The following is a 12,900-nucleotide window of genomic DNA, read 5'->3' on the forward strand; positions in this document are numbered from 1 at the left end:
ATGAACTCTCTGACCACAGGCGATCTTTCGACGATGTTCCGACGTTCATCGCTCGTCAACCAGACCAAAAACAACCTTGAAACCTATTCGATGGAAATCGCGAGTGGGTTAAAGGCGGATGTGAGCAAATCTGTTAACGGCAATTTCACACCACTGGCGAGTATGGAGCGGACGTTACGCACGCTTGAAAGCTACCAACGTGGTATTGACGATGCGGTTTATTTTGCTTCTTCAATGCAAAACGTCCTTGGCGCTGTTGCGGATCATGTCGATACTGCCGCTGCGCCGCTTATCAATTCCGCCACGTATAACAGCTCTGCCACAATGCAGATCACCAGTACCGAAACACGGGCCACGCTCGACTCGGTTGTGAACGCATTCAATACGCGTGCCGGTGGGCGGGCGATATTCAGTGGTGCCGCGACGCAAACAACACCACTGCAAAGCTCGGACGTACTTATGTCCGAAATTCAAACCGCGATTTCCGGTGCGACGACAGCAGACGATATTATTACCGCGATTGATGCGTGGTTCGAGCCCGGAACAGGCAGCTATGACACGGTGATGTACACGGGCTCGGCCTCGCCAAAATCAGGGTTTGTGCTGAACGATTATGAAACCGCAAACTTTGATGTCACTGCCTCAAGCCAAGGTGTCCGGGACACACTTAAAGGTTTGGTGTTAGGGGCGTTGATCTCCGAGGGCGCCCTGCCTGGTGATCTGGATGAACAAGCGAAATTGATGCAAACCGCAGGTGAGCGCCTGTATGGTGCGAGCGGGGAAATGCAATTGCTCTCCGCACAGGTCGGTGCGCAGGAAGCCAAGGTTGAAGCTGCATCCTTGCGCAATACGGCCGAGCAATATGCGACCGAGCGTGCAAAATCAGAAATCGTTTCGGCGGATATATACGACTCAGCTGCGAAACTGACGCAAGCCGAAACCCAACTTGAAATGATGTACACAATCACTGCGCGTCTCTCAAACCTCAAACTATCGGATTATATTTGATGCATAGATTTCTTGCAGTCGTACTTGCCGCCTTTTTCGCCACTGCAATTGGTGCAAGCGCCAGTTCTATTCGCCTCAAGGACGTGGTTGAATTCGATGGTGTTCGTGGCAATGACCTCGTCGGGTACGGATTGATTGTCGGGTTGGATGGAACGGGTGACGGCATTCGAAACTCCCCGTTCACCGAAGAAATCATGTCGAATATTCTGGAGCGTCTGGGCGTCAATGTGACCGGCGAACAATTCCGTCCCAAAAACGTGGCCGCCGTTTTTGTCACGGCGACATTGCCACCGTTTTCGCGCACGGGTTCGAAAATTGATGTCACGGTGTCTGCGATCGGGGATGCCAAAAGCCTGCTTGGTGGAACGTTGATTATGACGCCACTGACGGCTCCGGATGGCGAGATTTACGCGGTGGCCCAAGGAACGTTGATTGCCGGTGGTGCAACGGCACAGGGTGATGGTGCCGCCGTTACACAAGGCGTGCCGACCGCAGGCGTTATTCCATCGGGAGCGCGCATCGAACGGGAAATCGAATTTGATTTTGCATCCCTAAAAACCATTCGTTTGGCATTGCGTGAACCGGACTTCACAACGGCGCAACGCATTGAGACAGCCATCAATAACGAGTTTCGCAAAGGTGTCGCACGTATGTTGGATGCTGGCACGGTACAGCTTGATATTGCTGCGACACGAACACCATCTCCTGCCCATGCCTTGGGAATTGTCGAGAACCTTATGATTACACCAGAGCGAAAAGCGCGTGTGGTTGTGGATCAGAGATCAGGGACAATTGTCATGGGCGAAGATGTGAGAATTTCGCGCGTGGCGGTAAGTCAGGGCAATTTGACCCTGCGCATCGAAGAAGAGCCGATTGTTGTTCAACCCAACCCCTTTACCGATGGTGCATCTGTCGTCGTCCCACGGACAGTCGCCGCCGTTCAGGAGGAGCCGGGCATTGGTCTCGCCGAGATAGACGAGGGAACCTCATTGTCTGAAGTCATTGCGGGGCTCAATGCCTTGGGTGTGTCGCCGCGCGACATGATCGACATTCTGAAAAGTATTAAGGCCGCAGGCGCACTGCACGCCGAGTTTGTTGTACATTAAGACCATGTATGGCGGCGCGTGATGCGTGTTTCCAACACTCCGAACCAAAGGCCAGAAATAATTCTCCCTCTGTTGCGCCTATAGGGGGCGGATCGCCCGCGGATACTTGTCACGACATGTCCTGTACCTCTTAGGCCGCCGTGTTTGTGCCACCAGATAGGGCCGCGCGGCGTTCACACTGGCATAACAACCGCAAGGTATAAAACGCCGCCAACCCGCGTGGGGACTGGCGGCGTTTGAATTTACCAAACTGATTTTCGTAATGAATCAACCTGCGTGAAGGGATGGCGTGTCATCCCGCAATGGCCGGTGATCTGATTGACCAAAGAGAGTGCGTCACATGTAACTGCGAACCAAGGCACTAGCGAGCAGTGACCATCCGTCAGAGACAACGAAAAATGCGAGCTTGAAGGGCAGGGACACAATTGCAGGCGGAACCATCATCATCCCCATCGACATCAGGATGGCGGATACGACGAGGTCGATAATGAGAAAGGGCAAAAAGACCAGAAAGCCGATTTGAAAAGCGCGTTCGATTTCAGACAGAAGAAACGACGGGACGAGCAGTGACAGGTCGACATCGTTTGAAAGAGAGATCGGATTTTCAGGATCTTCACGCAGCTCCGCCAAGTTTGAAAATGTGTCTTCGCTCACGCGGCTCGCCATGAAGGCTCGAAACGGATCCATAATTTTGGGTAGCGCCTCTTCGACGGTCATCACCCCCTCCATGAGGGGCTCAACCCCGTTATTCCAACTTTCCGTAAACACAGGGTCCATCACGAAATATGTGAGAAACAACGCAAGACTGACGATCAACATATTGGGCGGAGATTGTTGTAACCCGATCGCTTGACGTAAAATGGAAAGAACGGTCACGATGAATGGAAAACATGTCACCATGACCGCCAAACCGGGCACCAAACTCAAGAGTGTAATCAGAACAATGAGTTGAATGGAGCGGGTCGTCAGGGATTCAGCGCCATCTATAGACAGCGAAAACTCCTGTGCCTGCGCTGGCAATGCCACAATGAGCATCGCCATCGCGAAACCAACTATGGTGCCGAGTTTGAAATATTGCATGCTGTTCACAGCTCGTTTTTGATGTCGGCAACTTCGGTGAGGCGGACGGCAAGCTGCCCGCTTGGATCGCCTTCAATTTCTTGTAGTTCGCCGCGTGCGATGAGCTTTTCACCTACGTAAAGTTCTACCGGATCTTCGACGCGACGATCCAGTGTGAGCACGCTGTCGTTCTCAAGTTTGAGAAGGTCGCGCACCAGAGGATGTGCTTTTCCAACCGTGACTTTTATCTCGATTGGAACATCGGAAAACGGGTTGGGGCGGGGATTGCCTGTATCATCAACCATTGACTATGGCGTCCTTATTTAAAGTGAATGCGGCATCGATTGCGTCGCGTATTTTCCCGATGGCTCCATCGAGATCGATTTTTCGTTCTTTGGCTCCGAGGCGCAAAAAGACTTGTCCCTCGGTGAGGCTCGGCTCATCGATCAAAGTGACGGCCATCGGCAATCCTTCGGACAAAAGTGCCGTCACGGCCTCTTTGTTTGACGGGCAAATCAGGATTTCGACGGGCGTGTCGGACAGGCTGTCTGCAAATGGGAGAATTTCATCAATGATGGATTGCCCAAGTGTGTGCGTCACCAACTCCGGAAGCACTTTTTCGGTCATCTCGAAGAGCAGCGGCTCCAGTGATTTGATGATATGCGAACGTGCCTCGTGGAATGTGAACCCTAGATCCTGAAGGTTGCGTTCGAGTTCCGCGCCAATTTTGGTGCGTACGGAGGCCTCGGCTGCGAGGGCATCATCCCATCCGGCTTTGTACCCTGTTTCATAGCCGTTTGTGCGGGCCTTTTCGATCGCGCGCTGGGCGGTGCCGTCGTCCGGCTTTTGTGCCGCAGTGGTGGACTTTTCTTTTGGCTTTCGGGCGGCGCCGAAATCCTCGAATGGAAAAAGAGATGACATCATGCGGTCCCTTCAGCGTCTTCAATCCAGCTGCGCAGGATTTCTACAGTTTCTTCTTCGCGATCTTCGATCAGCTTTTTGAGGCGTTTGACGGGATCGGTTGGCATGCCAAACTCTTCGCCAAGGTCGAAATCGGAAACGACACCGAGGTTGGGTAATTCAAACCCGCCGTTGTCCATATCATTGGACAGTGCAGGGGGGTCGTAGCTTGCACTTTCAAGTGCGGGCAAAGACGATTCCCCAAGGGGTGATGTCTCCGCAACAGGGCTCGGTAACGCGGGTGCGCTGACAGGTTTGGCGAGAATCGGGCGCACCACAAATAGCCCCAACACCAAGGTTACAACGGTGAGAACGGCAAGCTGCAACAGTCTCATTATATCCAGATTGGCCACGGAAAAGGGTGACGGGCTTGCTGCGGTGCCCTCAATCAGGACGGGCTCAAACTCCATGGATCGAATGGTGAGCGAGTCGCCACGGGCTTCGTCCAACCCGATCGCCGAACCCACCAGAGCCTCAAGGGCAGTCAGTTCGTCATCGCTGCGCACGGACCAGACAGCCTCTCCGGTTGTGGGGTCAACGGTGGTGATTCCGTCAATCAGGACGGCGACCGTTAGGCGTTTGACTGCGCCGGGCATACGTTGCAATTCACGGGTCGTCTCGGACACTTCGTAATTGATGCTTTCGCGTGTCTCGGTGTTGTTGGATGATGCATCCCCACCGGAGGCCCCACCGCCATCGGGCAGGTTCGAGGCAACGGTGACGGCGCCGTTTCGCGTGTCTGTAGACGAATTGCTGCGTTCTTCGGTTTGCGTGCTAATGGCAACGCGTGTTTCAGGGTCAAATCGACGTTCAACGATGGATTCGAGATCCGTGACAGGTTCGACAGAGACCTCAACAACCGCTTTTCCTTTGCCAACGCGGGCCTCCAACAGGCGCAACACATTCTGGCGCAATGTCTCGGCTTTGTCGGAACTTTCGGGCATTCCAGACAATGATTCATCGCCCGAAACGACGACGCCACGCCGCCCGTCGATGACGGAAACATCCTCGGGAGACAGGCCGGAGACGGCCGATGCGACAAGGTATTTAAAGCCCTGCGCTTGCTGTGCGGAGATGCTACCGGACATTGCGGTGACGGTCACCGAGGCCGTTGCAGCCGTTCCGCGTGTGAACGGGGACGAGGATGGATTTGCGATATGGACGCGGGCCGCACTAATTTGTTGTGAGGCGACAATGGTGCGGGCCAATTCACCCTCTTTTGCGCGCCAATATGCGGCGTCGAACATCTGTGCTGTGGTGCCGAAGCCGGAGAGCGAATCAAGCAATTCATAACCGGATGTCGAATTTGCGGGCAGACCTTCTGAGGCGAGGACCATACGTAACTGATCGCGTTCGGTGCTCGGTACATAGATGGCTCCGCCGCGAATTTCATGCTCGATACTGCGCTGCTCCAAAGCGGCAACAACTTCGCCGGCGGCTGATGCTTCCAGTCCCGAGTATAGGAGTGTGTAGCTTGGCTGTGCCGCGATCCGGGACAGTCCGATCACCGCGGCGAACATCACAATGGTTGCCCCCATGACGATGATGCGGCGGCGCGGATCCAGTGCGGTCCAGACAGAAAAAATCTGCTGCAAGTTTTCACTCCTTTTTCCCAAGCTTCTGCGTTGAGTGCCTTAAGAAATGATCGAACAGCCTTAACAATCAGTTAGCTTCATTCGGTTTATATCGATCTAGACAAAAGATTCGGGGAAACGCCCATGGCTGATGATGAGCCAATTGAAGACGAACTAAAAAAGAAGTCCAAACTGCCGATGATCATCGGTTTGGTATTGATGCTTGTATTAGGTGGCGGTGGATTTTTCGCGGTCTATAGCGGGATGCTCTTTTCCCAAGAGGATCCTGCTGAGGATCACGCTGCCGCCGAAGAGGACGCGCCAGTCGAAGAGCCGCTTCCGGATGTCGCATTTGTGCCAATCGAGCCTTTGATCATCAATCTGGACACCAAAAACGGTGCATTAAAGCACTTGAGATTTCAGGCGCAAATTGAAGTGCCCGCGAAATATGAGGCGGATGTCACGCTTATCTTGCCGCGACTTGTTGATATCCTGAATGGTTATTTGCGTGCCGTGGATGTGTACGAATTAGAGGACCCGACCGCCCTCATCCGCATTCGGTCCCAGATGCTTCGGCGGATGAAGATCGCAGCGGGCGAAGAACGGGTACGTGATGTGCTCATTATGGAATTTGTAATCAACTAGGGTTGTGAAAATGGAACTGATCGCAGACATCTTGATGATTTTCGGCACTGTCGTGGTGTCACTTTATTGCATGGTTCTGTCGCGCCGCTTGCGCAGCTTTACCAACTTGGAAAAGGGCATGGGGGGAGCTATTGCCGTGTTGTCCGTTCAGGTCGATGACATGACCAAAACGTTGGCGGCATCGCAAAAATCCGCGGCGGGATCTGCTGTCCGGTTGCAAGAACTCAACCAGAATGCAGAGCAAACAGCAAAGCGGTTGGAATTGCTCATTGCATCGATGCATGACCTCCCTGACGTGACGACCGCGCCCGTAGCAAAGCCCGCGCCCCCTCCGGAACCCGTGCCTGACATGGGTGCGACCCCAGCGGATGTGAGCGAGGATGATGGAGTCGTGACCGAAGCTCTTTTCTTTAGCCACCGCACGCGCATGGAGGCCGCAGAATGAGTAAGGAAAAGACTGCAAAAAAAGGCGCGCCCAAAAGGAAAAAGCGGTCATTGAAAGCGGGTCGCGGGGCTCTCTTCTTGCTGTCTGTGGTGCTTTTTATGTCGGCTGTGGTGCGTGTGTTTTCGGGTACGGGCGCCGCTATTGCCAAAGAGGTCGCGGAACTTACCAAAGAGGACACGCATGTCGAAGCGCCGGTTGATCCGATTGCGTGCATGGCGGATGAGGATCTTAACGCCCTGATTGCGGCCTTGCGCACACGTGAAAAGTCGGTCGAAGAAAAAGAACTCGAAATCGCGGAAAAACTGGCAATCGTTGATGTTGCGCGCGCAGAAATAGAAGAGAGTTTTAAAGCCCTCGAAATCGCGGAAACGCGTCTTGCGGCAACTATGGCGACGTCGAATACAGCCGCAGAGGATGACCTCGCACGCCTGACATCCGTTTATGAAAGTATGAAACCCAAAGACGCTGCTGCGCTGTTCGAAGCAATGGCCCCCGATTTTGCTGCGGGCTTTCTTGGCCGTATGCGGGCGGATGCGGCGGGTGAAATTATGGCCGGATTGCCGCCTGAGTTTGCCTATACAATTTCGGTCATCCTTGCGGGTCGAAATGCAAATGCTCCAAGCGAATAGCGAGAGCGGAATCTTAAGACTTCCATGTCAGATTGGCGATGAACCCTAATCAAAGGCAGGCTCGGAATTCATGATTGGTATGGTCGGCGTTCTCGTCATTTTCGTTATGGTCTTCGGTGGTTACATCGCGGCCGGTGGGAAACTTGGTATTATTCTCAAGGCACTGCCGTTTGAGTTTATGATGATCGGGGGCGCTGCGGCCGGTGCGTTCCTCATTTCCAATGACATGGCGGGCGTCAAACACACCATGAAAGACATGGGAAAGGTGTTTAAGGGACCGAAATGGAAACATGACGATTACAAAGATTTGTTGTGTCTTCTTTTCGAACTTATCCGTTTGGCACGCCAAAACCCTGTTGGTTTGGAGGAGCACGTCGAAGCTCCGGCAGATTCAAATATTTTTACCAAATACCCCAAAATTCTTTCGGACAAAGAAGCGGTTGCACTGATTTGCGATACGTTGCGTTCGGCATCGATGAATTACGATGATCCTCATCAGGTTGAGGAGGTCCTCGAAAAGCGGATCGAAGCAAATTTGCACCATGCATTGCACTCATCTCATGCAATGGCGGCCATCGGTGATGGCTTGCCCGCCCTCGGGATTGTTGCCGCTGTGCTCGGCGTTATTAAAACCATGGCCTCTATCGACCAACCACCTGAAATTTTGGGTAAAATGATTGGGGGTGCTCTTGTTGGTACATTCCTGGGCGTTTTCTTGGCTTACGGTTTTGCGGGGCCATTCGCGGCAAAAATGCAAGGCGTGATCGAAGAGGATGGTCACTTTTACAAGCTGATTCGTGAAGTGTTGGTGGCCAACCTGCACAATCACGCGACCAATATCTGTATTGAAGTGGGCCGTCAGAATACACCAGGCCACTATCGCCCAAGCTTTTCCGACCTCGAAGAGGCATTGAAAGACGTGAAAACGGAGGCTGCATGATCCGCACCTTTTGCGCCGTTTTATGCGCCGTATTGGCGGTCCCCGTCTCGGTTCTGGCCGAGACGGTTTCTTTGCGTTCGGCCGATCATGCGGGCTTCTCTCGGTTGGTGATAGATATTCCAGAAGGAGCCAACTGGGAGTTCGGGAAAACGGGTACGGCCTATGAGTTTCGGTCGGGAATTGATGATTTAACCTTTGATACGTCGAAGGTTTTTGTGCGTATGTCGGCCGACAGGATCGTGCGTGTTGTGCCAATGGAAAATGGCCGCCTTCAAGTTTTTGCATCCGACAATCATCATGCGGACGTTTTTGAATTGCGCGACCGACAAGTGGTAATCGACATAAAAGATGGCCCGCCTGATCCCGCGTCGAGTTTTGAGGTTGCGCTGACATCTCTTGGTGATCCTGTTGAGCCATCGCCATCGCCATCGCCATCGCCATCGCCATCGCCATCGCCATCGCCATCGCCCGAAACGCAAGGGACGGAGAGACCCGTGGAGGCTGTTCAGCAAACCCTTGATACAGGCCTCGGCGGCTTTGATATGCAAAGCCTGAGCCAGTTCGGCAGAACACCGGTTTCAATGGGTCCGGACGGGATGTCCCAATCGAGCAGTTCGGAAAATTCAGGCAACACGGGGCGGGGCGTTTCAGGGATGTTGGATACATCGGTGGAGCGAGAAGAGTTCGTGCGCCAGTTGGAGCAAAACCTGATTGAGCAAATTGGACGCGCATCCGCAGACGGCCTTTTGGTTCCGGCCCTTCCGGACGTGGAAGAGACGCAAGCCATCATTGAAAGTGCAAACACCCCAACTGCGATTCCCACTGAGAGCGGCGAAATTGAACCGGATGTGGCACTGACCCAAGAAGAAAGCGGTTCTCATCTGGAAATTGAATCCGCTACGGACCGGGCTCAAAAATCAAGCTCAACATCGCGTCGTAATTTTGCGACGGATGGAGGGGAATGTATCCCGACAAAGCGTCTCGACATGGTGACATGGGGCTTGCCGTTGGAAGAGGAGTTCGAACTTCCAAGGTTGCGGGCGCAGTTGGTCGACGAATTGGACGTCCCGCGCCAGGAGGGCGTTCTGGATCTTGCGCGGTATTACCTTTACCTCACCTATGGGGCGGAGGCCAAATCCGTGCTGAGTTTCCTTCCTGAAGAGGACAAGGATTTACCGCTTCTTCTGGTGCTCGCCGACATATTCGAAAATAGTTATGCCGAAAATTCAGGGCCGCTTTTGGATCAACAAAGCTGTGATACCGCATCGGCGCTTTGGAGCGTGATGGCAACGCAAACCCTGTCCAAGGGCAAAGATTATAACCGGTCTGCGATTCTTGCGGCCTTTACGGTGTTGCCGGTTCATCTACGACGGGAAATTGGCCCGGGGCTTGCGCGAAGATTTGCGGATATTGGCGACACCCAGACGGCGGCGCAGATTAAGAGTGTCTTCACCCGCACCGCGCCTTTGGAAAGTACAGATGTTCTTTTGATGGATGCATCCATTGCTGCGAGCAAAGACGATTTTGATACCTCTGACGAGCTTGTTTTGGAGGTTGTGGAAAAGCATGCGCATGAAAAGCCCCAAACCCTCATCGAATTTGTCAAAGAAAAGCGCGCCCAAAATGCGCTTGTGACCGATGAGGTTGCCGACACTGCGGAGGCGATTGCTGTGGAATACCGTCATCACGAATTGGAAGAGGCTCTTGTCGAAGCGTCAGTAACGGCACGTATCTTGACGGGTGATTTGGACAAAGCGCTGGCTCAACTCAAACGCGCAGAAACGGCAAGCCGCTTGCCGGAATCTGTAGCAATTGACTTGCGAAAATTTGCCTTGGCGGCATCTCTCAAGTCTGTATCAGATGAGGTTTTTGTAAAGGCTGTATTCAAAAATATAGATTTCATTGAGGCGCAGATGAATGATGACATCCTATTGGATGGTGTTTCTGAGCGCCTTTATGGTCTCGGGTTTGATGACGCCGCAATGCGTCTCGGTTACGGGGTAGGCGCGCGTGCCATGGATGAGGGGAGTGAAGATCACCGTGCATTGGTCTCAGGGGATTGGGCGGCGCTGAGCCAGTCCGAAGATCCGGATTATGCCACTTTGGCAGAAGCCGTTGTGGATGAACCGAGTGTCTTGACCGAGGGTGCGCGTATCCCGAACCTAAAGCAGCTTGAGACGCTCTTGACGGACATTAAATCCAAACGTGAGTCTGTTCTTGAACTTCTCTCGAAATAACCTGTACGTCCCCCTCGCGCTTACCATTTATAAACCCTCTGAGCACTAAAACAGTATTACCAAAGAAAGAATTTCTGGTGATACATAATGCAAAATAGGCATGTTTGCTCTCCGAGCACTGCGACCAGTTGTGATGCGAAAGGTACCGGCCCCGTTCGTGAGCCGTTGGTATTGTTTCGTTCTGTTCGGAGTGATCGGGTATGAATTTCACTCTGAAATCCATGTTCAGTCCGACAATTTTGCTCGCATTGGCATTGATGACTGTCATTGTCATGATGATCCTGCCCATGCCGTCATGGATACTGGATGTGGGATTGGCGGCCAGTTTCGCGTTGGCTATTCTGATTTTCACCGTCACACTTTTTGCCGAGCGTCCGTTGGATTTTTCCGCATTTCCAACGGTATTGCTCGCAAGTTTGATGCTCCGTCTATCGCTCAATGTGTCATCGACAAAACTTATCATCGGGCAAGGTCATACAGGAACCGCCGCGGCGGGACACGTCATCGAGGGCTTTGCCAACTTTGTCATGGGCGGGTCTGTGGTCCTTGGCCTTGTGGTTTTTATCGTTCTTTTGATTGTGAACTTTATGGTGATCACCAAGGGTGCGGGCCGTATGGCCGAGGTCGGTGCGCGATTTGCGTTGGATGGTATGCCGGGCAAGCAGTTGGCGATTGATGCCGACATGTCCGCAGGTGCTATCAGCCATTCCGAGGCCAAGGAGCGCCGCGAACTTGAACTCGCTGAAACCACATTTTTCGGCTCTTTGGATGGGGCGTCCAAATTTGTAAAAGGTGACGCAGTTGCCGGCCTTCTCATTACCTTGATGAATTTGGTGATGGGGCTCATCATCGGGGTTGTGTCGAAAGGCATGCCCATTGGTGAAGCCTTTGAGGCCTACACAATTCTGACGGTTGGCGACGGACTTGTCAGCCAAATTCCGTCGGTCATTATTTCCATCGCGGCCGCGCTATTGTTGGCCAAAGGTGGCGCCAATGGTCCCGTTGATATGGCCATGTTCAATCAGCTTGGGCGCTATCCTCCAGCACTTTTTACAGTTGCTGTGCTTTTGGCTCTGTTTGCATTTGTTCCGGGCCTGCCCTTCGTGCCCTTCTTTGCGGGGGCCATCGGGTTGGGGGCTGCGGGTTGGATCGTTAAAAAGCGGGCGGATGATCTGGAAAAAGATACCGTTCAAAAACGTGATGCTGTTGAGATGGAACATGAAGAGTCTCTTGGTGACATTCTAGATCTCGATGAAATTCACGTTGAGTTTGCGGCAGATCTCATTCCGATGGTTCTTGACCCGCAAACCGGAATTGATGCGCGGATCACCAATATGCGCAATCATGTGGCGACGTCATTTGGTCTGATCCTTCCGGAAATCCGCCTGACGGATGACCCGTCGCTTCCTGCGGGGCGCTATGTGGTTCGGGTACAGGGCGTGCAACAAGTTGCCGACTCACTACGCCAAGAGAAGGTTCTGGCACTCTTGGGTGGGGGTGAGGCGGGTCTTCCGTTGGGTGAGGATGTTGCCGAACCGGTGTATGGGGCGCCCGCACGATGGATCGATCAAAGCGCAAAAGATGACTACGCGATGCAGGGTTGTACTGTTGTGACCCCCACCGAAGTTTTGGCCACACATCTTTTGGAAGTTGTGAAACGAAGCTTCCCACGTCTTCTGACGATGAAGTCCTTGCGCCGTATTCTTGATGAAATGACCAACCTGTCTGATCGCACCCGTGCCGATGCCAACCAACGTATGATCGATGATCTCATCCCTGATAAAGTTCCGATGGACATGTTGTTATCGGTGTTGCGTTTGTTGTTGGATGAGCGTGTTTCCATTCGAAATATGCCGCTTATCCTCGAATCTATTGCGGAGGCACGTGGCGCACACGCGACCCCCGAAAGTGTGTGTGAACACGTCCGCCAACGACTCGGGTTTCAAATCATTTCTGAAATCCGCCGCGAGGACGGGACATTGCCGCTCTTGCAATTGGCACCTGAATGGGAACAAACGTTCTCGGCCTATCAGGTTGAAAATGACCGTGGCCGTGGTGATCTCGCCTTGCCACCTGACCAGTTCAACAAATTGGCCAAAGCAATGGCGGACCGTATCGCGAAGGCGGGTGAAAACGGGGTTTATCCCGCTGTTGTGACCTCCACGCCGCGGCGTCGTTTTATTCGCACAGTCCTCTCGGCACAGGGTATTCAAAATCCTGTTTTCTCATTCGATGAAATCGGGGTCGATGCGCGACCGTCCCTCGTTGGTTTGGTGCCGGCATGATGGACCTCCTTG

General features: G+C 53.2%; 12 protein-coding genes. 8 read left to right on the forward strand and 4 right to left on the reverse strand.

The genetic code is table 11. From position 1 onward, the window contains the following. Positions 1–1,008 (forward strand): flagellin, encoded by a 1,008-nt coding sequence (locus tag ACN0Q0_RS04550; RefSeq protein WP_417242181.1) that lies wholly within the window; start codon positions 1–3, stop codon positions 1,006–1,008. After that, positions 1,008–2,114 carry a flagellar basal body P-ring protein FlgI gene (locus tag ACN0Q0_RS04555; protein WP_417242182.1) on the forward strand — a complete coding sequence of 369 codons (1,107 nt, stop codon included), beginning with the start codon at positions 1,008–1,010 and terminating at the stop codon, positions 2,112–2,114. The genes ACN0Q0_RS04550 and ACN0Q0_RS04555 overlap by 1 nt, the downstream gene beginning before the upstream one ends. Before the next feature lie 336 nt (positions 2,115–2,450). Here ACN0Q0_RS04555 and fliP read toward each other — a convergent pair whose 3' ends face one another. The 4 genes from fliP to fliF are packed head-to-tail and all read right to left on the reverse strand — an operon-like array spanning position 2,451 to position 5,728. Continuing rightward, a complete protein-coding gene (gene fliP, locus ACN0Q0_RS04560; protein ID WP_417242183.1) occupies positions 2,451–3,194 on the reverse strand; it encodes a flagellar type III secretion system pore protein FliP in 744 nt (247 codons plus the stop codon). A 5-nt stretch (positions 3,195–3,199) separates the two neighbouring features. Next, the gene (locus ACN0Q0_RS04565) at positions 3,200–3,478 is read right to left on the reverse strand and encodes a FliM/FliN family flagellar motor switch protein (RefSeq protein ID WP_417242184.1); all 279 of its coding nucleotides are present in this window, start codon (positions 3,476–3,478) and stop codon (positions 3,200–3,202) included. Next, positions 3,471–4,097 carry a flagellar biosynthesis protein gene (locus ACN0Q0_RS04570; protein WP_417242185.1) on the reverse strand — a complete coding sequence of 209 codons (627 nt, stop codon included), beginning with the start codon at positions 4,095–4,097 and terminating at the stop codon, positions 3,471–3,473. The genes ACN0Q0_RS04565 and ACN0Q0_RS04570 overlap by 8 nt, the downstream gene beginning before the upstream one ends. After that, positions 4,094–5,728 (reverse strand): flagellar basal-body MS-ring/collar protein FliF, encoded by a 1,635-nt coding sequence (gene fliF, locus ACN0Q0_RS04575; protein WP_417242186.1) that lies wholly within the window; start codon positions 5,726–5,728, stop codon positions 4,094–4,096. The genes ACN0Q0_RS04570 and fliF overlap by 4 nt, the downstream gene beginning before the upstream one ends. Before the next feature lie 123 nt (positions 5,729–5,851). Here fliF and ACN0Q0_RS04580 point away from each other — a divergent pair, with 123 nt between their 5' ends. From ACN0Q0_RS04580 to flhA, 6 genes are all read left to right on the forward strand, one after another. Further along, positions 5,852–6,352: a flagellar basal body-associated FliL family protein gene (locus tag ACN0Q0_RS04580; protein WP_417242187.1), complete on the forward strand. Its 501-nt coding sequence runs from the start codon at positions 5,852–5,854 to the stop codon at positions 6,350–6,352. Positions 6,353–6,362: 10 nt separating this feature from the next. Continuing rightward, positions 6,363–6,797 (forward strand): hypothetical protein, encoded by a 435-nt coding sequence (locus ACN0Q0_RS04585; protein WP_417242188.1) that lies wholly within the window; start codon positions 6,363–6,365, stop codon positions 6,795–6,797. Then, positions 6,794–7,426 carry a MotE family protein gene (locus ACN0Q0_RS04590; protein WP_417242189.1) on the forward strand — a complete coding sequence of 211 codons (633 nt, stop codon included), beginning with the start codon at positions 6,794–6,796 and terminating at the stop codon, positions 7,424–7,426. The genes ACN0Q0_RS04585 and ACN0Q0_RS04590 overlap by 4 nt, the downstream gene beginning before the upstream one ends. 70 nt (positions 7,427–7,496) lie before the next feature. Next, positions 7,497–8,366: a flagellar motor stator protein MotA gene (gene motA / locus ACN0Q0_RS04595; protein WP_417242190.1), complete on the forward strand. Its 870-nt coding sequence runs from the start codon at positions 7,497–7,499 to the stop codon at positions 8,364–8,366. Then, positions 8,363–10,603, forward strand: coding sequence for a hypothetical protein (locus ACN0Q0_RS04600; RefSeq protein WP_417242191.1), 2,241 nt, complete (start codon positions 8,363–8,365; stop codon positions 10,601–10,603). Before motA ends, ACN0Q0_RS04600 begins: the two co-directional genes overlap by 4 nt. A 200-nt stretch (positions 10,604–10,803) precedes the next feature. Beyond that, entirely contained in the window at positions 10,804–12,888 is a 2,085-nt protein-coding gene (gene flhA, locus ACN0Q0_RS04605; protein WP_417242192.1) for a flagellar biosynthesis protein FlhA, read from the forward strand. Positions 12,889–12,900: the final 12 nt, after the last annotated feature.

Source organism: Celeribacter sp. (assembly GCF_048259695.1).
Taxonomy (GTDB): domain Bacteria; phylum Pseudomonadota; class Alphaproteobacteria; order Rhodobacterales; family Rhodobacteraceae; genus Celeribacter.

What these genes read in the sequence shown, in the direction of transcription:
- ACN0Q0_RS04580 (WP_417242187.1), top strand. Translation starts at nt 5,852, where the DNA reads ATGGCTGATGATGAGCCAATTGAAGACGAACTAAAAAAGAAGTCCAAA.
- flhA (WP_417242192.1), top strand. Translation starts at nt 10,804, where the DNA reads ATGAATTTCACTCTGAAATCCATGTTCAGTCCGACAATTTTGCTCGCA.
- ACN0Q0_RS04600 (WP_417242191.1), top strand. Translation starts at nt 8,363, where the DNA reads ATGATCCGCACCTTTTGCGCCGTTTTATGCGCCGTATTGGCGGTCCCC.
- ACN0Q0_RS04590 (WP_417242189.1), top strand. Translation starts at nt 6,794, where the DNA reads ATGAGTAAGGAAAAGACTGCAAAAAAAGGCGCGCCCAAAAGGAAAAAG.
- ACN0Q0_RS04550 (WP_417242181.1), top strand. Translation starts at nt 1, where the DNA reads ATGAACTCTCTGACCACAGGCGATCTTTCGACGATGTTCCGACGTTCA.
- ACN0Q0_RS04585 (WP_417242188.1), top strand. Translation starts at nt 6,363, where the DNA reads ATGGAACTGATCGCAGACATCTTGATGATTTTCGGCACTGTCGTGGTG.
- ACN0Q0_RS04555 (WP_417242182.1), top strand. Translation starts at nt 1,008, where the DNA reads ATGCATAGATTTCTTGCAGTCGTACTTGCCGCCTTTTTCGCCACTGCA.
- ACN0Q0_RS04570 (WP_417242185.1), bottom strand. Translation starts at nt 4,097, where the DNA reads ATGATGTCATCTCTTTTTCCATTCGAGGATTTCGGCGCCGCCCGAAAG.
- ACN0Q0_RS04565 (WP_417242184.1), bottom strand. Translation starts at nt 3,478, where the DNA reads ATGGTTGATGATACAGGCAATCCCCGCCCCAACCCGTTTTCCGATGTT.
- motA (WP_417242190.1), top strand. Translation starts at nt 7,497, where the DNA reads ATGATTGGTATGGTCGGCGTTCTCGTCATTTTCGTTATGGTCTTCGGT.
- fliP (WP_417242183.1), bottom strand. Translation starts at nt 3,194, where the DNA reads ATGCAATATTTCAAACTCGGCACCATAGTTGGTTTCGCGATGGCGATG.